16 protein-coding genes and 1 riboswitch are annotated in these 21,909 nt (G+C 51.0%); of the genes, 11 read left to right on the top strand and 5 right to left on the bottom strand.

The features are described 5' to 3' along the window. Positions 1-13: 13 nt before the first annotated feature. From DI392_RS09250 to zrgA, 3 genes are read right to left on the bottom strand one after another with little or no spacing between them, the layout of a single operon-like run. Positions 14-1,279 carry an ABC transporter permease gene (locus DI392_RS09250; RefSeq protein WP_109319629.1) on the bottom strand — a complete coding sequence of 422 codons (1,266 nt, stop codon included), beginning with the start codon at positions 1,277-1,279 and terminating at the stop codon, positions 14-16. Continuing rightward, positions 1,269-2,003, bottom strand: coding sequence for an ABC transporter ATP-binding protein (locus DI392_RS09245; RefSeq protein WP_109319628.1), 735 nt, complete (start codon positions 2,001-2,003; stop codon positions 1,269-1,271). Before DI392_RS09245 ends, DI392_RS09250 begins: the two co-directional genes overlap by 11 nt. 58 nt (positions 2,004-2,061) lie before the next feature. Beyond that, positions 2,062-2,694: a zinc uptake protein ZrgA gene (gene zrgA / locus DI392_RS09240; RefSeq protein WP_109319627.1), complete on the bottom strand. Its 633-nt coding sequence runs from the start codon at positions 2,692-2,694 to the stop codon at positions 2,062-2,064. A gap of 314 nt (positions 2,695-3,008) precedes the next feature. On the opposite strand from zrgA, the gene DI392_RS09235 reads away from it, so the two are divergent. The 3 genes from DI392_RS09235 to tamB all read left to right on the top strand — a co-directional run bounded on the left by DI392_RS09235 (position 3,009) and on the right by tamB (position 8,510). Continuing rightward, positions 3,009-3,218, top strand: a complete 210-nt coding sequence (locus DI392_RS09235; RefSeq protein WP_109319626.1) for a DUF1107 family protein — start codon at positions 3,009-3,011, stop codon at positions 3,216-3,218. 67 nt (positions 3,219-3,285) lie between these two features. Next, complete coding sequence (gene tamA / locus DI392_RS09230; RefSeq protein ID WP_109319625.1) at positions 3,286-4,998, top strand: autotransporter assembly complex protein TamA; 1,713 nt, start codon at positions 3,286-3,288, stop codon at positions 4,996-4,998. Beyond that, positions 4,995-8,510 (top strand): autotransporter assembly complex protein TamB, encoded by a 3,516-nt coding sequence (gene tamB / locus DI392_RS09225; protein WP_109319624.1) that lies wholly within the window; start codon positions 4,995-4,997, stop codon positions 8,508-8,510. The genes tamA and tamB overlap by 4 nt, the downstream gene beginning before the upstream one ends. A 105-nt stretch (positions 8,511-8,615) precedes the next feature. Here tamB and fbp read toward each other — a convergent pair whose 3' ends face one another. Further along, positions 8,616-9,629 carry a class 1 fructose-bisphosphatase gene (gene fbp, locus DI392_RS09220; protein WP_109319623.1) on the bottom strand — a complete coding sequence of 338 codons (1,014 nt, stop codon included), beginning with the start codon at positions 9,627-9,629 and terminating at the stop codon, positions 8,616-8,618. A gap of 290 nt (positions 9,630-9,919) precedes the next feature. Between fbp and mpl the strand changes: the two genes are divergently transcribed. The 5 genes from mpl to thiQ all read left to right on the top strand — a co-directional run bounded on the left by mpl (position 9,920) and on the right by thiQ (position 15,467). Next, positions 9,920-11,278, top strand: coding sequence for a UDP-N-acetylmuramate:L-alanyl-gamma-D-glutamyl-meso-diaminopimelate ligase (mpl, locus tag DI392_RS09215; RefSeq protein ID WP_109319622.1), 1,359 nt, complete (start codon positions 9,920-9,922; stop codon positions 11,276-11,278). 71 nt (positions 11,279-11,349) lie between these two features. After that, entirely contained in the window at positions 11,350-11,970 is a 621-nt protein-coding gene (locus DI392_RS09210) for a flavin prenyltransferase UbiX (RefSeq protein ID WP_109319621.1), read from the top strand. A gap of 38 nt (positions 11,971-12,008) precedes the next feature. Then, positions 12,009-12,118, top strand: a riboswitch (TPP riboswitch). 52 nt (positions 12,119-12,170) lie between these two features. Further along, positions 12,171-13,163 carry a thiamine ABC transporter substrate binding subunit gene (gene thiB / locus DI392_RS09205; RefSeq protein WP_109319620.1) on the top strand — a complete coding sequence of 331 codons (993 nt, stop codon included), beginning with the start codon at positions 12,171-12,173 and terminating at the stop codon, positions 13,161-13,163. A 10-nt stretch (positions 13,164-13,173) separates the two neighbouring features. Continuing rightward, complete coding sequence (gene thiP / locus DI392_RS09200; RefSeq protein ID WP_109319619.1) at positions 13,174-14,763, top strand: thiamine/thiamine pyrophosphate ABC transporter permease ThiP; 1,590 nt, start codon at positions 13,174-13,176, stop codon at positions 14,761-14,763. Next, the gene (gene thiQ / locus DI392_RS09195) at positions 14,763-15,467 is read left to right on the top strand and encodes a thiamine ABC transporter ATP-binding protein (RefSeq protein ID WP_109319618.1); all 705 of its coding nucleotides are present in this window, start codon (positions 14,763-14,765) and stop codon (positions 15,465-15,467) included. Before thiP ends, thiQ begins: the two co-directional genes overlap by 1 nt. A 5-nt stretch (positions 15,468-15,472) precedes the next feature. On the opposite strand, the gene DI392_RS09190 is transcribed toward thiQ, so the two are convergent. Next, positions 15,473-16,855 (bottom strand): PhoH family protein, encoded by a 1,383-nt coding sequence (locus tag DI392_RS09190; RefSeq protein WP_109319617.1) that lies wholly within the window; start codon positions 16,853-16,855, stop codon positions 15,473-15,475. 307 nt (positions 16,856-17,162) lie between these two features. On the opposite strand from DI392_RS09190, the gene rapA reads away from it, so the two are divergent. From rapA to DI392_RS09175, 3 genes are all read left to right on the top strand, one after another. Beyond that, complete coding sequence (gene rapA, locus DI392_RS09185; protein ID WP_109319616.1) at positions 17,163-20,072, top strand: RNA polymerase-associated protein RapA; 2,910 nt, start codon at positions 17,163-17,165, stop codon at positions 20,070-20,072. A 4-nt stretch (positions 20,073-20,076) separates the two neighbouring features. Beyond that, positions 20,077-20,814 (top strand): bifunctional tRNA pseudouridine(32) synthase/23S rRNA pseudouridine(746) synthase RluA, encoded by a 738-nt coding sequence (rluA, locus tag DI392_RS09180; protein ID WP_109319615.1) that lies wholly within the window; start codon positions 20,077-20,079, stop codon positions 20,812-20,814. A 130-nt stretch (positions 20,815-20,944) separates the two neighbouring features. Continuing rightward, the gene (locus DI392_RS09175) at positions 20,945-21,907 is read left to right on the top strand and encodes a D-2-hydroxyacid dehydrogenase (RefSeq protein ID WP_109319614.1); all 963 of its coding nucleotides are present in this window, start codon (positions 20,945-20,947) and stop codon (positions 21,905-21,907) included. Positions 21,908-21,909 lie beyond the last annotated feature (2 nt).

Genomic DNA, 21,909 nt, shown 5'->3' with positions numbered 1-21,909 from the left:
ATCGATCCATTTCCTAGATTTTAATTGTCATTCCATCAGACAGAGACTGACGATAGGCTGTGACAGCCGGTATAAAGCCGATCACCGTACCCGCGAGTTGTATCAGACAAAGCAGAAGCCATTCATAACGACTGATGGCTGACAGGCCAATACTGATACCATACATTTGTTGGATAACAGGTTGTGCGATGGCGAGTAAGCCATAAAGTACGGTCACCCCAACGAGAATCCCCGCAAAAGTTAACGCACTCGCTTCACTCACCAGAAGGATAAAAATATGCTTTGGCCGTGCGCCCATCGCTCTGAGAATCGCCATCTCTCGCCGCCTTTCCTGCAGGCTGGTCAGCAGACTGCTTAACATGCCCAGCAATCCGGCTATCACCACAAATACCGATACCGTCATTAAGGCTTGCTCTGCTACTGACATCATTCCCCACAGCTCGTGTAAGGCAATGCCGGGTAAGATGGCACTTAATGGCTCTTTGTTATAGGTATTTATCTGTCTTTGTAAAGCAAAAGTATGAATCTTTGATTTCAGCCCCAGTAAAAATGCCGTAATTTGTTCGGGGTGGATGTTTTGTCCTTGCAGCCAGTTTACATCAGGTGTGCCACCAAGGTGTGCACCGGACTCCCACCCGACATGAATGGCTTCAATCGCGTTGAGTGAGACATGAACGGTTTTGTCGACCGGTGTGCCGGTCGGTGCCAGGATGCCGGTGACGGTAAAGGGCAGGTTGTCGTGCCTGCTGAAACCTACATCACTGAGCCCGTGAGCAATAATGATTTGCGATCCAACATGATATCCCAGTTTTTTGGCAACATCGGAACCGACAACAGTATCAAACAGGCCGGAGAATGGCTTTCCCTGCGCCATTTGTAAGGTTTGTTTATGGCCATAGCGGAAATATCGAAAATAATCGCTGTTGGTCCCCATGACCCGAAAACCCTTGTGTGAATCCCCCAGAGAGATAGGTATCGCCCATTCTACCGAACGGTTCTGCCTGAACTCCTGATAACTTTTCCAGTCGATGTTGTTGGTGGCATTCCCGATGCGGAATACGGAATACAGCAGGAGGTTCACTGAGCCGGAACGGGCTCCGACAATCAGATCGGTGCCGGAAATGGTGTTGGCAAAACTGCTTTTCGCCTCGGTGCGGATGCGTTCTACGCCCATTAGCAGAACGACGGAAATCGCCACGGTCAAAATAGTCAGTATTGCGGTGGTTTTGCGATTAGACAGGCTCTTCCAGGCCAGATGTGAAATAGCGCTAGGACTCATAGGGCTCCCCTTTATCTGCGGCCTGGCCCCGATTCAGGTCGGTTAGGTTGATCGTTCGGGTAAACAGGTTCTCTAATGATGCGTCATGGCTGACGAAAATCAGGGTTGAATTGCTCTGACGAACTTCTTCCATGAGTAACTCGATAAAAGCGGTGCGGTTATCCTGGTCAAGAGCAGACGTTGGCTCATCGGCAATCAGTATCTCTGGATGCCCCATCAGAGCTCTTGCCGCTGCCACCCGCTGTTGCTGACCGATACTGAGTTCTACTACCGGCTTATACAGCAGGGTATCATCCAGACGCAGTCGTTTCAGTAGCTTGATTGCCGTAGATTTAGGCGCATGACCCGCTTTATTTTTGCGGGGAACAGAAAAGTGGCAGGGCAGGATGACATTGTCAATAACCGATAGGTAGGGCAGCAGGTTAAATTGCTGAAAGATATAGCCGATATGGTCAGCCCGGAATCTGTCTCTCTGGTTCTGTTTCAGTTGGTTCAGCTCAGTATTCAGAATAGAAACCTGGCCTTCCTGGGGGGAAAGAATACCGGTCAATAACCCCAGTAAGGTTGATTTCCCACTTCCGCTCGGACCTTTGATAAATACGTGCTCGTTATGTTTGATATTGAGCTGACTGAAGGATAACACCGGAGCCTGAGCCTGACGCCAGGCGAAAGAGATATCCGAGAGTGTTACTATGTGTTCTGATTTGTCAGAAAGTGAATCCATCTGCTTAATCCATTAGCTCAGTGGCGTCACCGGACGCCACTCGATTGTATGTCTTGTATTACCAACTGACGGTATGATTACTGGCATCCAGTTCCGTGGCCAGCATTGCCGAATCCGTGAGAAGGTTAACTTCAATCTCTGCGGTAGCCGGAAAATGTGTAAACCAGTGAGTTTCAATGGCATCAAGTTGATTAACCCGCTGACACTCAAAGTGATATTCAACGGTAAATGCACCATGTTCAGCGGAATGCTGGTGTTCATCGTGCCCGTGATCAGTATGCTGCTCATGCTCATGCTCATGCTCATGCTCATGCTCATGCTCATGCTCATGCTCATGCTCATGCTCATGCTCATCATCGTGACTATTCAGATTATGCCGGACGTCCTGATGTTCAACATGGCAGTTTGCGGCAGCAGACAGTGTCAGAATATTGTCGGCTTGTTGCAGGATTTTTACAGCCTGCGCCAGTTTTTCTTTTTGTTGCGTGTTTTCCGGCGCATGCTCGAAGCCGAGTATATCGGCTCCCGGTGCTGTGAATTCAACCAACAGTTCGTCGGCATCCTGAGCGATGTTCAGTTCAACATGTCCGTGAACATGGGTCGAATGTTGACGAAAATGCTCATCAGCCAGAGAGTAGGTTGACAGGATCAGGCTACTGGTAAGTAGTGAATATTTAAAAAAATTACCCATGCTTTTGCCTCGGTCAGATAAAAAACATAATGTAATAACATAACATGTTATAGGCAAGATAAAAATAATAGTAATTATCAACTGCAGGCTGATCTGTCACTTAACCACCAGCCGTTTGATATTGTTCAATGTCACAAAAACAGTGTCTCATGAAAGAGTTACAGTTATTTTACCTGGTGATGGAATTAAATTTGCTTAAATCCGACCGGTTTTAACAAAAGTTGAATATTTTTCCGTTACAATGCGCGCGTTTGCTCAGGTCTCTGATGCACAGAGACGTAATACATAGCATCGTTGGTTCAGAGAAGGTTTTTATGCTTAAGGAATTCACCACATACCGTCCTCTTCAGGTTGCGAAGTTTGTCAAAACCTTATTTAAAGGGGAATTTTTGATTGCCGGTATAGGGATGTTTTACTTTGATAAAGGTAAGGTGTTGCTTCCAGACGTGACAAATAAACAAATGTTGTCTGTAATGAAAGAAGTTAATATAGCGATAGACTCACTATCCGCTCAGCCCGTCTGAGGCGTTTATTTTTCCGGGGCGGGGTGAGTATTTTAATTCCCGATACCGTCAATGTGCTCCGAGAAGAATGATAAAACGACGACTTTTCTGTCTGCTCTTCCTTCAGTGTATTCCCGCTGCGCGGGCAGATACCTCTTTGACTATTAATGAGTTAGAGGGGGGCTTACGAAGTAATGTGGATACTTACCTGTCCGCTATTAATCCTGAAGAATACTCTACGTCACTCCGATTCCGCTCCCGTCTGGAGAAACGCATTAAACAGGCGCTCCGGGCTATGGGGTATTATCACCCTGATATCCGTTTTCATACTGAAGAGGACGGTTTAGTCGTCACCATTACGTCAGGAGAGCCCGTTATCATTGAGGAGATAGACATTGTTCTGAGCGGGGAGATGACATCTGATGACGATGTCGCTGCGCTTCTGGAACAGTCTGCCCTGCAGCCGGGGAGCGTGCTTAATCATGGGGATTATGAGGCGCTGAAATCCGGTATCCGCAACCTGGCACTGGCGAAAGGGTATTTCGACGGCAGTTTTAGTCTGGCTGAATTGAGGGTCGCTCCGGAGCTCAACCAGGCTTTTATTCATCTGCACTATAATAGTGGAGACAGGTACCACTTTGGTGCAACCAGCATTAAAGGCGGTCAGATAGAAGAAAGCAGGGTGCGCTCCCTGATCCCCTATCAGCAGGGAGATCCTTACCGCGCGTCTGGTATCGCTCAGCTCAATCATAATTTGTCCGACACTGGCTGGTTCTCTTCCGTGTCGGTGGAACCGGATCTGCAGGATATCAACGGTGATGGTGTACTACCGATGCGAGTGACTCTGGTACCGGCAGCCAGAAATCAACTGGAAACGGGGATAGGTTATTCAACAGATGTGGGGCCTCGAGCATCAGTAAACTGGAAGAAACCGTGGGTGAATCCGAGCGGACACAGCTTTGATTCCAGCCTGTCGGTCTCCGCGCCTGAGCAGATCGCTACTTTTGGCTACCAGATCCCACTGGAAGATGCTCTGAACGAGTATTACCGGGTTGAGTTGGGGATCAAAAAACTGGATGACAATGATACACAAAGCCTGGAAAGCAACCTGAAACTGGAGCGGCACTGGCTCCTGGAGTCGGGCTGGAACCAGACTATGTCTGTCCGCTACCTGTATGAAGATTATAAGCAGGGTTCCGAGGAAGATGAGCTTCAGATGGTGTTACCGGGCATCGCTTACTCGCGGACCCGGATCTATGAGAAAGACGGTATGTTGCCTATGCGGGGGAATAAACAGTCGGTATCTGTTGAAGTGGCCGACGACAGTCTGATCTCTCCAGCCTCGTTACTCCGAATGCAGGGCCAGACCGCTTGGATCGGCAGTATCGGGCAGAACCACCGGGGATTTGCCCGTCTGGGCATCAGTGCAAACCTGGTGGATAATATTGAGGATATCCCCCCTTCACTACGTTTTTTCGCCGGTGGTGATAACAGCCTGCGTGGCTATGACTACCAGTCAGTTTCTCCGGTTGATGAAGACGGGGAGCTGATCGGTGCCAAATATATGGCTACCGGAACTCTGGAGTACCAGTACCGCCTGACCGGAAACTGGTGGTTGGCAACCTTTGTCGATGCCGGCGATGCCTGGAGTGAAAGTTCACCTGAATTGAAAAAAGGCCTTGGTGCCGGTATCCGTTGGGTGTCTCCTGTTGGACCGGTACGCCTGGATTTTGCCTGGGGACAGGATGAGTTTGCTGACCATCAGCTTAAGATCCACTTCACTCTCGGGCCAGAACTATGAGCATGGGTAAGCGTCTGATACTGTCCGGGCTCCTGTTACTTAGCCTGCTGGCTGGGCTGCTGTGCACTACTGGCGGGTTGCGTCTGATGGTGTGGGGGGCTGAGAAAGCCGTACCTGAACTGAAGATAGAAAACCTGCAGGGCAGTGTGTGGTCCGGATTTACTCTGCAGCGTGTTCGCTATCATGCTCCCGACGGGCAGCTGGATATTGATTTGCAGCAGGTGGCCCTGACACTGGATCTGGCCTGTCTGTTAAGGCCTGAGCTCTGTATCCACAGCCTGGAGCTTGATGATGTGAAGTTAGTACTGACTCAGCCTGAGAGCCAGGAAGAGAAAAAGGAAGTGAAAGCTGACCCCGTCCCCTTGCCGGAGATCTCTCTGCCCATACCAGTGGATCTGACCCGGTTTGTGCTGCGAGACTTCAGGTTTCTGTCGCAGCCGGGACAAGCTCCGCTGGTCATCAACCAGCTCCATACCTCTGTTCACGCCAGTGGCCATGATATAACCCTCCGGCAATTTGTTCTGGATATGCCTCTGCTGGATGCTGAATTGTCCGGAGGGGTTAGCCTTGAAAGTGATTACCCACTAACACTAAAAGCACTGACTAAGCTGAAGCAAACGGCACTGGCTGGGCAGGAAGTCTCTCTGACAGCGACAGGCAGTGTGGATAAACTGCAGTTTATGTCTCGCCTGTCGGGTCCGGTCTCTGCGTCGGCTCAGGGGGAACTGCAACCGCTGCATACTGACTTGCCATTCGCACTCCGGGTATCGGAAGGCCGGTTACAGTGGCCGCTGGAGGGAGAGGCTGAGTATCAGGTACAGTTGTCTGAGCTGCAGGTTGAAGGGACTTCGGAAAGATATCGTCTTACTGCTCTGGCGGATTTGTCCGGTAAACCGGTGCCGGATGCCCGGATAAGCCTATCCGGGCAAGGGGATCAGCAGCAACTAAATCTGGCCGATATGCTGGTGAATACGCTGGGGGGAGAGATCCGCGGGCAGGTTCATGCGGACTGGAGCGGCCCTGTCAGCTGGCAGGGGCAACTGACACTGCAGCACATTCAGCCCGGGCGGCAATGGGCGCAGGCGGAAGGAGCGCTCAGTGGCTCACTGGCTACTTCAGGCAAGCTGCTGGACTCGGGCGGCTGGCAGGTTGACATGCCAGCGCTGGATATACAGGGGATTATTCGTGAGTACCCGCTTACGGTTAAAGGCAGGCTAACCGCTGAAGACAAAAGTGGTCAGGGGGATATTCACCTGATAACCGACGGGCTGAGTCTGCGTCATGGACGTAATGGGATTAGCCTGACCGGCAGCATGAATGAGGAGCTGGATATTCGGGCCCGTGTTGATATTCCTGATCTGCAGCATTCACTGTCTGATGCCAGCGGACGTATTACCGGTACCCTCGCTTTACAGGGGGCAAGGGATAAGCCTGAGCTGGTGTCCAGCCTGCGGGCAACTCAGATCCGCTATGGTGAGTTCCTTGTCGGAACCGCCAGTTTCAATGCGGATATCGCTGCACAACCGATGATACAGGGTCAGCTTGATTTGCAGGCCGAAGGTGCCCGCTATAACGACCAGGCGATCGACTCATTGTCTCTCGCTCTGTCTGGTCAGCAGGATAATCACCGGTTAAATCTGGATGTGTTGTCTGAGATTGCTGACATCCATATGCAGGTCAGTGGTGGCATTGAAACAACCGATGCCGGCTTTTCTCCGGACAACGTCACCTGGCAAGGTTCGCTGGATAGCGCTCAGGTGGCTAGCCGACAGGGGAAATGGGATCTCGGGCAGCCAGCAAAGCTGGCCTATTCCGGGACAGCACAGCAGGTTTCAGTTCAGGCTCATTGCTGGAAACAGGCGGGCTCCCGTCTGTGTCTTACTGAGGATATGCAGGCCGGTGCTTCTGGTAACGCGCATGTGGCGTTGCAGTCATTTGACTTTAAACAGATAGCCATTTTACTACCTGAGGATATTCAACTGGAGGGTGGCGCGGATCTTACGGGCAGGCTCTCCTGGCTGCCGGGGCAACTTCCTGCTGCACAAGTGGCACTGATTCTGCCTCAGGGTCGCGTTTTGATGAAGGGCAAAAAGGCTATCTCCCAGGGGTGGGAGCAGGCTCAGCTGAATGCCTCTATGAATGCTGGAGGATTAGAATCCGACTGGCAGATACAACTGACGGATAATGGCGATGTCAGCGGAGCACTTGCGGTGACGGACTTACTTTCCGAGAGTAAGGAGGTGTCGGGGCAGGTGAAAATCAATAACATTGATTTAGCAATACTGGATGCCTGGTTGGGTGACTATAGCCATCTGGGGGCCATCGTTAATTCCGATCTCTCGCTGAGCGGGCCTTTGCTGCACCCGATGGTACATGGCAGGCTGCTCATCGACGATATTCTTGCTCAGGGGGAGTTTACTCCGGTAGAGATTAATGCTGGTCAGGTAACACTCGAGTTTTCCGGTTATCAGGCAGAGCTGGCGGCAGAGCTGCAATCGGCCGACGGTACATTATCGGTCAGCGGCGACGGGCAGTGGCAAGATCTGGATGCCTGGGCCAGCCGGGTGAGTATTCATTCTGATGAACTGCAGATCAGTCTGCCACCGACAGCGGAGATAAAAGCCCGGCCGGATTTGCAGATAGAGGCATCTCCCGGGCTGGCAAAAATCAGCGGGGACATTTACCTGCCATGGGCGAGGTTAGAAGTAGAAGAACTGCCGGAAAGTGCTGTCAGCGTATCTTCTGATGAGGTAGTGCTGGATAAAAACCTGAACCCTGTTAAGGAAAAAAAACCGATGACTCTGACAGTGGAAACGGATGTCCGGGTCCATATCGGTGATGATTTCCGGCTCTCCGCTTTTGGTTTAGAAGGGTATCTGAACGGGCTGCTGAATATCAGTCAGAAAGATCAGGCACCTTTTGTAGTAGGAGATGTTGAGATCCGTGATGGTACCTACCGTTCTTTCGGTCAGGATCTGATCATCAATGAGGGCAAGATACTGATGAACGGGCCGGTGGACCGGCCTTATGTCAGCATTAAGGCGATACGTAATCCGGAAAACATTCAGGATGAAGTGACGGTCGGGATCGCCGTCACCGGTCTGGCAAGCCAACCGGAAATCGAGGTTTTTTCGGATCCGGACATGCCACAGGCGAATGCGTTGTCTTATCTGCTCAGAGGGCGGGATCTGGATACCGAATCCGGAGACAACAGTATGACCATGACCTTGATTGGACTGAGTCTGGCACAAAGCGGTAAGATCGTCGGCGAGATTGGCGAGGCGTTCGGGGTGTCGGATCTGCAACTGGATACCGCCGGATCCGGTGATGATTCTCAGGTCACGGTTAGCGGGTATATCTTGCCTGGACTGCAAGTGAAATACGGCGTCGGGATCTTTAATTCTCTCGGCGAGGTCACTATCCGTTACCGGCTGATGAAAGATCTGTATCTGGAAGCCGTATCCGGCCTCACCAGTACGGTGGATCTGCTGTATCAGTTTGAGTTTGACTGAGAGGGAGACTACAGAGCGCTTCGCTTGAGAATATAGAAATAAAAAGGATTAAGGCCTCAATCCCTCTGCCTTAATCCTCTGTTCTCTTAAAGCTAAGCACTTTTGTTAGTTATCCGAAAACGTTTCCAGAAACTCATGTAATTTCTGCATCATATTCTTCGAACCAGCAAAGAAAGGGACTCGCTGGTGGAGTTCTGTTGGTTCCAGATCCAGTATCCGTTTTTTGCCATCAGTCGCCACTCCGCCAGCCTGTTCGGCAAGGAATGCTATCGGGTTAGCTTCATACAGCAGGCGTAATTTTCCTTCCGGGTAGCTCTGGCTGCTCGGGTAGAGGTAGATTCCACCTTTTATCAGATTGCGATGGAAGTCTGCGACCAGTGAACCGATATACCGGGAAGTATAAGGGCGTTTTTCATTCGGTACATTTTCCTGACAGTATTTAATGTACATTTTTACGCCCATCGGGAAACGAATATAGTGGCCTTCGTTGACAGAATAAATGGTGCCGGTTTCTGGCTGACGCATACTTTCATGGGACAGACAGAAAGAGCCCAGTGACGGGTCATAAGTAAAACCGTGTACTCCATTACCTGTGGTGTAAACCAGCATGGTAGAGGAGCCATAAATAACATAGCCGGCCGCCACTTGTTTGTTACCCGGCTGCAGGAAATCTTCCTCAGTCGGAGGCGTACCAATAGGAGAAATGCGGCGATAAATCGAAAAAATGGTCCCAACAGACACGTTTACATCAATGTTTGAAGAGCCATCCAGCGGATCCATCAACACGACATATTTGGCATTTTTATTCAGTTGCTTATTAAAGACAACGGCCTCATCATCTTCTTCGCTGGCAACACCACATACCTGATCCCGGGCTTCCAGCGCTGCCTTAAATTTGTCGTTGGCGTATACGTCCAGTTTCTGCTGATCTTCGCCCTGAACATTTTCTGTACCGATGGCTCCGGTGATATCCACCAGTCCCGCTTTATTGATTTCACGATTAACAATTTTAGCGGCCAGCTTTATTGAGCCAAGTAATGAAGAAAGTTCACCACTGGCATGGGGGAAATCATTCTGTTTTTCAATGATGAATTCACCGAGAGTGCGAGGTTCTCTCATGTTTTGTCCTTAATTAGCATTATATTGAGTGGGTTACCCGTTAATTCCTGGTTTTTTGTCAATGGTGTTTCATTAACTTATGGGGAGTTTTAATTATTAAGTTCACTGAAACTTTTACCACTGTAAACTCTAAATCTTTTTTTTGGAAGTAAAGTAACCAAAAAGTTAACAGGTTGTTTCCTGAGTAAGGGCGCTTTTTTATCGCTGATGATTGGGTTTCAGTACAAGGTGTGATAAGTAAGGGAACAGTAAGAAGAAAAGACCGGATTGAGGTCAGGATACAGTTAGTTATGCATATTCATATTTTAGGTATTTGCGGAACCTTTATGGGGGGCGCAGCCATGCTGGCACGCCAGCTAGGGCACAAAGTGACGGGCAGCGATACGAATGTTTACCCACCCATGAGTACCTTGCTGGAAGAGCAGGGCATTGACATTATTGAAGGGTTTGACCCAAAGCAGCTGGAGCCGAAGCCTGATCTGGTGGTTATCGGTAATGCGATGAGCCGTGGTAACCCTTGTGTGGAATATGTTCTGAATCACAATCTGAAATACACATCGGGCCCGCAGTGGCTGCAGGAATTTTTGCTGCATGACCGTTGGGTATTAGCCGTTTCCGGAACCCATGGCAAAACCACGACCTCCAGTATGCTGGCCTGGATTCTGGAAGCCTGTGGATATGCCCCCGGCTTTCTGGTTGGCGGCGTTCTGGGTAATTTTGGTGTTTCTGCCCGTTTAGGTGAAAGTATGTTCTTTGTGGTGGAAGCGGATGAATATGACAGCGCTTTTTTTGATAAGCGTTCTAAGTTTGTTCATTATCACCCGAGAACGCTGATCATGAATAACCTGGAATTTGATCATGCAGATATCTTCGACGATCTTGAGGCGATCAAGCGACAATTTCACCACTTGGTGCGTACTGTGCCGGGGAATGGCCGGATCATGTTACCGGCAGAAGACAGTGCTCTGCAGGACGTATTAAGCCGGGGATGCTGGAGCGAAATCGAATTTTCCGGTGAGAATGGCGACTGGAAAGCGGAAAAAAATGCCAAAGATGGCAGCAGTTTCCGGATTCTGTTTAAAAATAAGCTGGTCGGAGAAGTTAACTGGGATCTGGTTGGTGATCATAATGTTCAGAATGCACTGATGGCGGTGGCGGCTGCAAGACATGTTGGGGTGGTTCCGGAACTGGCGTGTGAGGCACTTGGACGCTTTATTAACACCAAGCGGCGTCTGGAACTGAAAGGAACCGTTAATGATATTGCGGTATATGATGATTTTGCCCATCACCCGACAGCGATTCACCTGACTCTCGGCGGGCTGAGGAATAAAGTTGGTGACACCAAGATTATCGCGGTGCTTGAGCCCCGTTCCGCTACGATGAAAATGGGGGTACATAAAGAGACCCTGGCGAATTCTCTGCAGGCCGCTGATTCTGTGTATCTTTATCAGCCCGCTAATTTGTCCTGGTCGGTCGGTGAAGTCGCTGAGCATTGTACTCAGGCGGCGTATACGTCCGGCAATATAGATGAGCTGGTCAGTCAAATCGTCGATGAGGCGCAACCGGGAGACACGATTCTGGTGATGAGTAACGGTGGGTTTGAAGGGATCCACGGGAGATTGTTGAATGCCTTAGAGACTAGAGACTAGAGACTAGAGACTAGAGACTAGAGACTAGAAATCAGAAGAATGCTTCACACAAAAATGCTGAAATGAGAAAAATGAGTAAACATACAAAAGCCATCACTCTTGCTTTTACCGGAGCCTCTGGGGCTCCTTATGGTCTGCGGCTGCTGGAATGTCTGCTGGCGGCGGATTATCAGGTTTTTCTGCTGATTTCTTCAGCGGCCAGGGTCGTGTTGGCAACGGAAGAAGAATTCCAACTGCCGGCGGGAACCGATGCCGCTAAGGCAAAACTGGTGGAACGCCTGGGATGTGATCCGGACAAGCTGACTGTTTGTGGTAAAGAGGAATGGTTTTCTCCGGTGGCATCTGGCAGTGCGGCACCGAAACAGATGGTGATCTGCCCTTGCTCTGCCGGCAGCGTCGCAGCCATTGCGCATGGTATGTCAGACAATCTCACGGAGAGAGCGGCTGATGTCGTGATCAAAGAACGCGGGCAGTTACTGCTGGTGGTTCGTGAAACGCCATTCTCCACTATTCATCTGGAAAATATGCATAAGCTGTCTCAGATGGGGGTGACGATCATGCCAGCGGCTCCGGGCTTCTATCATCAGCCGCAGAGCATCGATGATCTGGTCGACTTTATGGTTGCCCGAATTCTGGATCACCTGGGGATAGAACAAGGGTTAGTGCCACGTTGGGGATACTCGGGGAAATAACTGACAGAGACCAATAAAAAGATTACAATTTCTGCTCTCAACACTCATCGGGGTGCTGGTGTGATCACCGGCTGAGACTGGGCATTTGTCCGGAACCCGTGGACCTGAACCAGATAATACTGGCGTAGGAATTGAGTCAGGATTTTTGCTCAGAATTATCCTCCTCAACCCTGTGCCGCTCATAATAAGGAGAGCGACCAGTGAAGAAACTGTTACCCCTAACCTCGCTGGCATTAGCCGTTTCATCTTCCGCCTTTGCCGCAGACAACACCCTGACCGTGTATACCTATGATTCCTTTGCTTCCGACTGGGGCCCGGGCCCGGCGGTAGAAAAGGCTTTTGAAGCTGAATGTGGCTGTGACCTTAAGTTTGTGACGCTGGATGATGGTGTTTCGATCCTGAACCGTCTGCGACTGGAAGGCGGCAGCACTAAGGCTGATATCATTCTGGGGCTGGATAACAGCCTGATTGAAGAGGCGAAAAAAACGGGGCTGCTGGAAACGCATCATGTTGATACCTCTGCAGTTGCGATTCCCGGTGGCTGGAAAGACGATACCTTTGTTCCGTTTGATTACGGATATTTTGCCTTTGTCTATAACAAACAGAAGCTGACTCATCCGCCGAAAAGCCTGAAAGAGTTAGTGGAACAGCGTGATGATCTAAAAGTGATTTATCAGGATCCTCGTACGTCGACTCCGGGACAAGGTCTGTTACTGTGGATGAAATCCGTATACGGAGACGATACCGCAAAAGCGTGGCAACAGCTGGCGGAGAAAACGGTGACGGTGACCAAAGGCTGGTCTGAAGCGTATTCTATGTTCCTGAAAGGGGAATCGGATCTGGTTCTGTCGTATACGACATCACCAGCTTACCACCTGATTGCGGAAAACGATGACAGTTATGCGGCGGCAGATTTTTCTGAAGGCCATTACACTCAGGTTGAAGTGGCGGCTAAAGTCAAAGGCAGTCAGAACCCTGAATTGTCAGAACAGTTTATGCGCTTTATCCTGACGGATAAGTTCCAGTCGGTGATGCCGACGGGTAACTGGATGTATCCGGTGACGGGCGTGGCACTGCCGGAAGGGTTCGAGTCTTTGATTGTCCCATCTAAAGCGCTGTCGTTCAGTTCGGAAAAAGTGGCACAAAACCGCAGAAGCTGGATCCGTGAGTGGCAGGCGGCACTGGCAGAATAATAGACAGGTTATGAACAAAACCCCAAAAGCTGGTTTGGTCGTTGCAGTCTTTATTCTGGCCTTTGTGGGATCAGCTCTGGGGGCATTACTGTTACATGCCCCCAGTCTCAATATTAGCTATATTCTGTCCGATCCGTACTACCGGCATGTGACGGCATTCAGTTTTTATCAGGCTTCCCTTTCTACCTTTATTAGTGTCGGACTGGCGGTTCCGGTGGCGCATGCTCTGTCTCGCCGGGAGTTCAAGGGGAAATCCCTGCTGCTGAAGCTCTTCTCCATGACACTGGTGCTGCCGGTGCTGGTGGGGGTGTTTGGCCTGCTGGCTTTATATGGCAACAGCGGGTTACTGAGTCAGGTATTCAACTGGCTTGGAAGTGAACTGCCTTTTTCCATCTATGGGCTGAACGGTATTCTGCTGGCTCATGTTTTTTTCAACCTGCCTTATGCCAGTCGTTTATTGTTGCAGTCACTGGAAGGAATACCGCTGGAACAGCATAAGCTCTGTGCCCACCTGGGGATGAGCCACTGGTACAAGTTCCGCTGGGTGGAGTGGCCACGACTGCGTCAGCAGCTTCCGCATGTAAGTGCGTTAGTTTTTATGCTCTGTTTTACCAGCTTCGCTACGGTGATGGCTCTGGGGGGCGGGCCAAAGTCCACAACTATTGAACTGGCAATCTATCAGGCGATTAAGTTTGATTTTGACCTGCAGGCTGGGGCTATTCTGGCGTTGTGGCAGATGCTGCTGTGTGGTGTGCTGGCGATGAGTATGCAGAAGCTGGCCAGACCGCTGACGACTGCGGTGAACAGCTCTGACTATACTGCCGCGCTGATCCGCGATGACCGCAAAGCCCGGTTATGGGACGGAAGCTGGATTGGTCTGAGCATTTTTCTGGTGTTGCCGCCGTTGGCAATGGTGGTGTTCAGTGGCGTAAACCGTCAGACGATAGACGTAGTGACCGATGCCCGTTTCTGGGCTGCTCTCGGAGCCTCTTTAAAAGTGGCCGCACTGGCGGCAAGTATCGCGTTGTCTGCTGGTGTCGCGGTTCTATGGTCCAGCCGTATGCTGCGCCTGAAAGAACAACCGGGACAGGCAGATAAAGTGGAGCTTATCGGAACGATTATCTTGGTGACTCCGGGGCTGGTGATCAGTACCGGGTTGTTTCTGCTGCTGCGTAGTGTCACGGATGTGTTTAGTCTGGCACTGGTGATCGTAGTAGCGGTAAATGCATTGATGGCTCTGCCTTATGTGATAAAGACACTGTCTCAGCCAATGTTGCAACTGGGGCAGCAGTATCATCTGTTGTGTGCCAGTCTGGGGGTTCGCGGTTGGTACCGTCTGCGGCTCATCGAGTGGCGGGCGTTGAGAAAGCCGTTCGCTCACGCTTTTGCTATCAGCTTTATGCTTTCCATGGGCGATCTCAGTGCCATCGCCCTGTTCGGCAGTCAGGATTTTCGCACCTTACCTCTGTATCTGTATCAGTTGCTGGGCAGCTATCAGATGGAGGCGGCCGCAGTGGTCTCTTTATGCCTGCTGCTGTTTAACGTAGGCTGTTTTGCCTTAATTGAGAAACTATTTACCCGTAGCAGGAAGGCCCTATAGTGTTAGATATACAAGACGTCAGCTACCGCTATCATCAGGAAGAGTTCCGTTTTGACCTGTCTGTGCAGCAGGGCTCAATTACCGCTTTGATGGGGCCGAGCGGAGCGGGAAAATCGACCCTGCTGGCGCTGATCGCCGGGTTTATTCAGCCTCATGGCGGGGATATTCTGGTGGGAGGAACGTCTCTGCTGAATATGGAACCCTATCAGAGGCCGCTTTCTATGCTGTTTCAGGAGCATAACCTGTTTACTCACCTGACGGTCAGGGAAAATATCGGCTTGGGGTTGCACCCGGGCCTCAAACTCAATAAAGCGCAGAAAGAGCAGATAGAGTATGCGGCTAAGCAGGTCGGTGTTGAGGGCTTTTTAGACCGCCTGCCTGACCAGCTTTCCGGTGGTCAGAAACAGCGGGTTGCGCTGGCCCGCTGCTTTGTCCAGCCGCACCCGATATGGCTGCTGGACGAGCCTTTCTCTGCGCTGGATCCGATTCTGCGCGAAGAGATGCTGGCGCTGGTAAAAACGCTGGCCAGTGAGCGCAATATCACCGTCGTAATGGTGACTCATCATCTTAGTGATGCCAGGGCGATCGCCACTGATTTTGCTTTTATGGCACAGGGGGAGGTACTGGTTAGAGGAAGTATTAATGAACTGAGCGCCACCCACCCGGACGCACAACTGAGTGCGTTTGTCCGGGCGGGGGAGTGAGTGCTTTACAAATTCTCTTCCGCAAACTCTGCCAGACGGCTTCTTACTACGCCATTCAGGTGAATATTGGCGCTGCCTTCAAAGTTCTTAAACCGTTCCACCATGTAGGTCAGGCCGGAGGTCACCGGGGTCAGGTATGGAGAATCAATCTGGGCCAGGTTACCGGAGCAGACCAGCTTGGTGCCCTCACCGCAGCGGGTGATGATGGTCTTGATCTGCGAAGCGGTCAGGTTCTGGCATTCATCCAGTAAGACGAACGCGTTTTGGATAGAGCGACCGCGCATAAAGTTGATCGACTTAAACTGGATATTGGCTTTTTCGCAGATGTATTTCAGCGAGCCTTCCGTGCAGTGATCATTTTTATGCAGGGCCTCCAGCGTGTCGGTCACGGCTGCCAGCCAGGGCATCATTTTTTCTTCTTCACTGCCAGGCAGGAAACCTATCGACTCACCGATATCCGGGGTATTACGGGTGACGATGATCTTATCGAACCGGTTCGTTTCAATTGACTGTTCAAGGGCTGTGGCCATCGCCAGTAATGTTTTACCGCTACCGGCAGAACCGGTCAGGATGACCAGGTCGATCTGTGGATCCAGCAGGGCGTCAATCGCCATCGCCTGATAGATATTTTTCGGCCGGATATCCCAGGCCTGGCGGTTCATGATCCGTTCCCGGCTCAGATCGCGGATCTGCACGCTGTCATTGTCGCTATTGATATAATCAACGCGTCCGGCAAAGTCACTCTCTTCATCGATCACATACTGGTTAATGTACGTCGGTGCCAGTATGGACTTGTTCAGCGTGTGAAAGGTTTTACCTTCAATATTCTGGGTATCGACCCGGTCGATAGACTGCCAGAAATCACCTTCGTAGGTATGGAACCCTTTGGTCAGGTAGCGCACATCATCGATTAGCTGGTCGGTGCGGTAGTCTTCGACATAACGGACACCGGCTCCTTTCGCCCGCAGGCGCATATTGATGTCTTTAGTGACCAGCACGACCTCTCGGGGAGAGCGTTTGTTTTGCAGGTACAGAACCGCATTAAGGATCCGGTTATCGCCGGCCTTATCCGCGAAGGCTCTGACGGTTTCCTGTAGCTCAAAATCAGCGAGTATCGCGAGGCTACCGGTTGCGGCCTGTTCTTTATTGAAGGCAATGCCTTCCGAAATCTGATCTGGCGTGGCATCACGGAAGATATCTTCCAGAGCACGGATAGCAACACGGGCATCGCGGGCAACATCCCGTTTGCTGTCTTTGATTCTGTCGAGTTCTTCGAGGACGGTCATAGGGATGACCACGTCGTGTTCTTGGAAGGAGTAAATTGCGAAAGGTTCGTGCAGAAGAATGTTCGTGTCTAAAACAAAGATTTTCCGGTCAGTATCGCCCATAAGCGTCTCCTTTTTTGTCCGCAGATACAGCATCATTTCCATCTGATACCAGATTTAGTGTCAGTTGCTGTACTCTAAACCCTATATCTATTATAGATGACAGATGTTCTTTCGTTATCTAGATGTCTCATACCTTGTTTACCGTTTTATGTCAGCCGAAAAAAATGGGAAAAACTCTGGGTTTTGAGCGTGATCTCTCTGGCTGCTTCAAGTAAGATTAGCGCCCCCTAAAACCCGAGAAATATTCTAAGATTGGTACAATACTTATATTGATACTCGTCACTCCAACCAAGAGGTATTCCCCCCTATGACATTTGCTTTGGGACAACGCTGGATCAGCGATACAGAGAGCGATTTAGGACTAGGAACTGTTGTTGCAATGGATGCAAGAACCGTCACCCTGATGTTTGCCGCATCAGAAGAAAACCGTTTGTATTCGAGAACGGATGCACCGGTGACTCGGGTAGTCTTTAATGTTGGGGATGTGGTGGAGTGCCAGGAAGGCTGGTCACTGAAAATTGCTGAAGTGCTTGAAGAAAATTCTCTATTTACCTATATCGGCACCCGGCTGGATACCGAAGAAGACGGTGTGGTTCTTCGCGAAATCTTCCTCAGTAACCAGATCCGTTTTAATAAGCCTCAGGACAAGCTGTTTGCCGGTCAGGTAGACCGTATGGACAACTTTGTGCTGCGCTACCGTGCTCTGCAGAACCAGTATCAACAGCACAAAAGCCCGATGCGTGGTTTGTGTGGTATGCGTGCGGGCCTGATTCCGCACCAGTTGTTTATCGCCCATGAAGTGGGCCGTCGTTATGCTCCGCGAGTGTTGTTGGCGGATGAGGTTGGTCTGGGTAAGACCATTGAAGCCGGTATGATCATTCACCAGCAGGTATTGTCCGGCCGCGCGGAACGTATTCTGATCATCGTGCCTGAAACCCTGCAGCACCAGTGGCTGGTGGAAATGATGCGCCGCTTTAATCTGCACTTCTCTATCTTTGATGAAGAACGCTGCGTTGAGGCGTATGCGGAAGCCGACAACCCGTTTGATACCGCGCAGTACGTGCTCTGCTCGCTGGACTTTATCCGCAAGAGCAAGAAGCGTTATGAACAGGCGCTGGAAGCGGAGTGGGATCTGCTGGTCGTGGATGAGGCCCATCACCTGGAGTGGAGCCCGGAAAAACCGAGCCGTCAGTATCAGGTGATTGAAGGACTGGCTGAACAGACCCCGGGTGTACTGTTGCTGACAGCAACGCCGGAACAGCTGGGCCACGAGAGCCATTTCGCCCGTTTACGCCTGCTGGATTCCGACCGTTTCTATGATTATGAAGCCTTTGTACAGGAAGAGCAGCAGTATGCGCCGGTGGCCGATGCCGTATCTTCCCTGTTTTCCGGTGAGAAGCTGACCAATGATGAGAAGAATCTGATCACTGAACTGTTGTCTGAGCAGGACGTAGAGCCGCTGTTCCGCATTATCGAAGGCAATGTGGATGAGGAAGACAAAGCCAAAGCCCGCCATGAGCTGATTGACGACCTGATGGACCGCCACGGTACCGGCCGGGTGCTGTTCCGTAATACCCGTGCGGCAATAAAAGGATTCCCGAAACGTAATGTCCACCTGCTGCCGATGGAGATTCCTAAGCAGTACACCACCGCGATGCGGGTTGCGGGCATGCTGGGCGGCAAAATGCCGGCAGAAGCCCGGGCGATGAAGATGTTGTATCCGGAAGAAATCTTTCAGGAATTTGAAGGTGATGCCGGCTCTTGGTGGCAGTTTGACTCCCGGGTTGACTGGTTGATCGAAAAAGTTAAAGAAAAACGCAGCGAAAAGATTCTGGTCATTGCTTCCCGCTCTGCAACCGCGTTGCAGCTGGAGCAGGCACTTCGTGAGCGAGAAGGTATCCGGGCAACGGTATTCCACGAAGGCATGTCTATTCTGGAGCGCGACAAAGCGGCGGCTTACTTCGCTCAGGAAGAGGGCGGTGCACAGGTGCTGCTCTGTTCTGAAATTGGCTCGGAAGGGCGTAATTTCCAGTTTGCCAATCAGCTGGTGATGTTTGACCTGCCGTTTAACCCGGATCTGCTTGAGCAGCGTATCGGTCGTCTGGATCGTATCGGTCAGCTGCGTGATATCGATATCCATGTTCCGTATCTGAATGGTACGTCTCAGGGTATTCTGGCCCGCTGGTTTAACGAAGGCCTGAACGCCTTTGCCGAAACCTGTCCGACAGGCCGTTCAGTGTACGATAAGTTCTCTGATTCCTTAATTGAACTGCTGGCGGCAAACAGTGACGAAGGGCTGGATGAGATTATCCATGACTCCGCTGAGCTGAACCTGCTGCTGAAATCTCAACTGGAGCAGGGCCGGGATCGTCTGCTGGAAATGCATTCCAATGGCGGTAAAGAAGCCGAAAAAATCGTAGACGACATCGCCGCGACAGACGGTGATACCAATCTGGTGACCTTTGCGCTGAGCCTGTTTGATACCATTGGCCTGAATCAGGATGACAAGGGTGAAAACGCGCTGGTGGTAACGCCGTCTGAGCATATGATGGTGCCGAATTATCCGGGCCTGCCTTATGAAGGGGCCACCATTACCTTTGACCGTGAAACGGCGCTTTCCCGTGAGGATATGCACTTTATCAGTTGGGAACACCCGATGATTCAGGGCGGTATCGACTTGCTGCTGAGTGAAGGGGTGGGCACGTCAGCCGTTTCTCTGCTGAAAAACAAGGCCCTGCCGGTCGGTACTATCCTGTTGGAAATGGTGTATCTGGTGGACGCTCAGGCTCCGAAACGAAGCGGTATCAGTCGCTTCCTGCCACAGACACCGATCCGAATGATGATGGATGCCCGTGGTAATGACCTTTCCGAACAGGTAGAGTTTGAAAGCTTCAACCGTCAGCTCAGTCCGGTTGGCCGTCATATTGCGACTAAGCTGATCGCCTCGGTACAAAAAGAGGTGCATACCCTGATTGAGGCTGCAGACGCCAGTGTTGAGCAGAAGCTGCAGGCGGTACGTCAGCAGGCTCAGCAGGATATGCAAGCCAGCCTGAACAGCGAACTGGAACGCTTACAGTCGCTGAAAGCGGTGAACCCGAATATTCGTGATGAAGAACTGGAAGTGATCGAAGAGCAGATAACAGAACTGAGCGGTTATATCGCTCAGGCTCAGATCCAGCTGGACTCTCTGCGCCTGATTGTGGTGAGTCACAATTAATCTTATGGCCCTATTAGAGTATACCCCACCTACCGATCCCTGGCTGGATATCACCTATCAGGATGACCATATCCTGATAGCCAATAAGCCCGCCGGCCTGCTGTCTGTGCCCGGGCGTTTGCCTGAGCACTACGACAGTTTGTGGAGCCGGGTCGTGGAAGAGTTCCCGGAAAGCCAGGTGGTGCACCGTTTGGATATGGCGACATCCGGGCTGATGCTGTTTGCCCTGCATAAGGACGCTGAGCGGCATCTGAAGAAACAGTTTCAGTATCGGCTGACTCATAAAATCTATTATGCCCGGGTATGGGGTCTTGTTGAGCAGGACGAGGGGATGATTGATCTGCCTTTGATCTGCGATTGGCCTAACCGCCCACGACAGAAAGTCTGTTATGAGCATGGCAAGCCTTCCCAGACCCGCTTTCGGGTGGTCTGCCGGGAGGCGAATACCACCGTTGTACAGTTATTCCCTATTACCGGCCGTTCTCACCAGCTCCGGGTACATATGATGGAGCTTGGGCATCCGATTCTGGGGGATGAGTTTTATGCTCATGAAGACGCTCGTGAGCAGTCTGACCGTTTGCAACTCCATTCTGCGGAGCTGAGTTTCTATCATCCGCAGAATGGGGCACTGACCGATGCCTTTGTTCCCTGCGATTTTTACCCGCAGGCCAAGCCGGAGATCCTCAGCCACTTCTCCCCTGAAGAGGCCTTACCGGACTATAAGTTACTGCCAAGAGCCTGAAATAAACAAGGTTCTGAAATAAATAGTACAGAGCGCTTCGCTTGAGATGACAGAATACAAAAGTGTATTCTGTAATCTTCAGGACGCTTGCGTCCGCTCTGTATTCTATTATTCATAAGGCACGGACAGCATGACTACACCAAAGATCGTTTTTCTTGACCGGATCACCATTCCTGAACACGTCAATATACCCTCTCCTTCCTTTGACCATGAGTGGATCAACTATGATCTCACTTCCCCGGATCAGGTCGCTGAACGGATAAAAGATGCGGATATCATTGTGACGAATAAGGTGCCGCTGAACGCCGAAACGCTTGCTGGCCATGAAAAACTAAAGCTGATTGCCCTGACGGCAACGGGGTTTAACAATGTAGATACGGCATACTGCCGGGCCAATAATATCGCAGTGACGAATATCCGCGGCTATGCCACGCAGTCTGTGCCGGAACATGCCATGGCGATGATCTTTACCCTGATGCGTAACCTGCGCGGCTATCAGCAGGATATTGAGGCCGGTGAGTGGCTGCGTCAGGGACTGTTCTGTTTCTTTACCCACCCAGTTAAAGATATTGCCGGTGCGACCATTGGTCTTGTGGGGTCTGGTGCATTGGGACAAGCGATGGCTGAGCTGGCCAGAGCGGTGGGGATGAATGTGATCTTTGCTGAGCGCAAAGGGGCGAAAGACTGCCGGGAAGGCTATCTGCCGTTCGAAGAGGTTCTGGCTGTAGCGGATGTTATTTCTCTGCACTGTCCTCTCAATGATGACACCTGCGATCTGATTGCTGAACCGGAACTGAAAGCCATGAAATCCAGTGCTATCGTCATTAACACCGGTCGTGGTGGTCTGGTGAACGAGCTGGCGTTGGTTGAAGCATTAACACGTGGAGAGATAGCCGGGGCTGCAACGGATGTATTTACTCAGGAACCGGCGGACAAGAGTAACCCGCTGATAGCGAATGCCGGTTTGCCAAATCTGATCCTGACGCCTCATATTGCATGGGGAAGTGATTCTGCTCTGGAAAAGCTGGTGAAGATATTAACAAACAATATTGATGCGTTTCAGCGCGGGGAAGCGCTGAATAGGGTGGTATAGAA

Origin of the sequence: Vibrio albus (assembly GCF_003144035.1) — a bacterium.
GTDB classification, from domain to species: Bacteria; Pseudomonadota; Gammaproteobacteria; order Enterobacterales; family Vibrionaceae; genus Vibrio; species Vibrio albus.
Note: the sequence above shows the minus strand (reverse complement) of the source record. Positions and strands in the feature narration are given on the sequence as shown.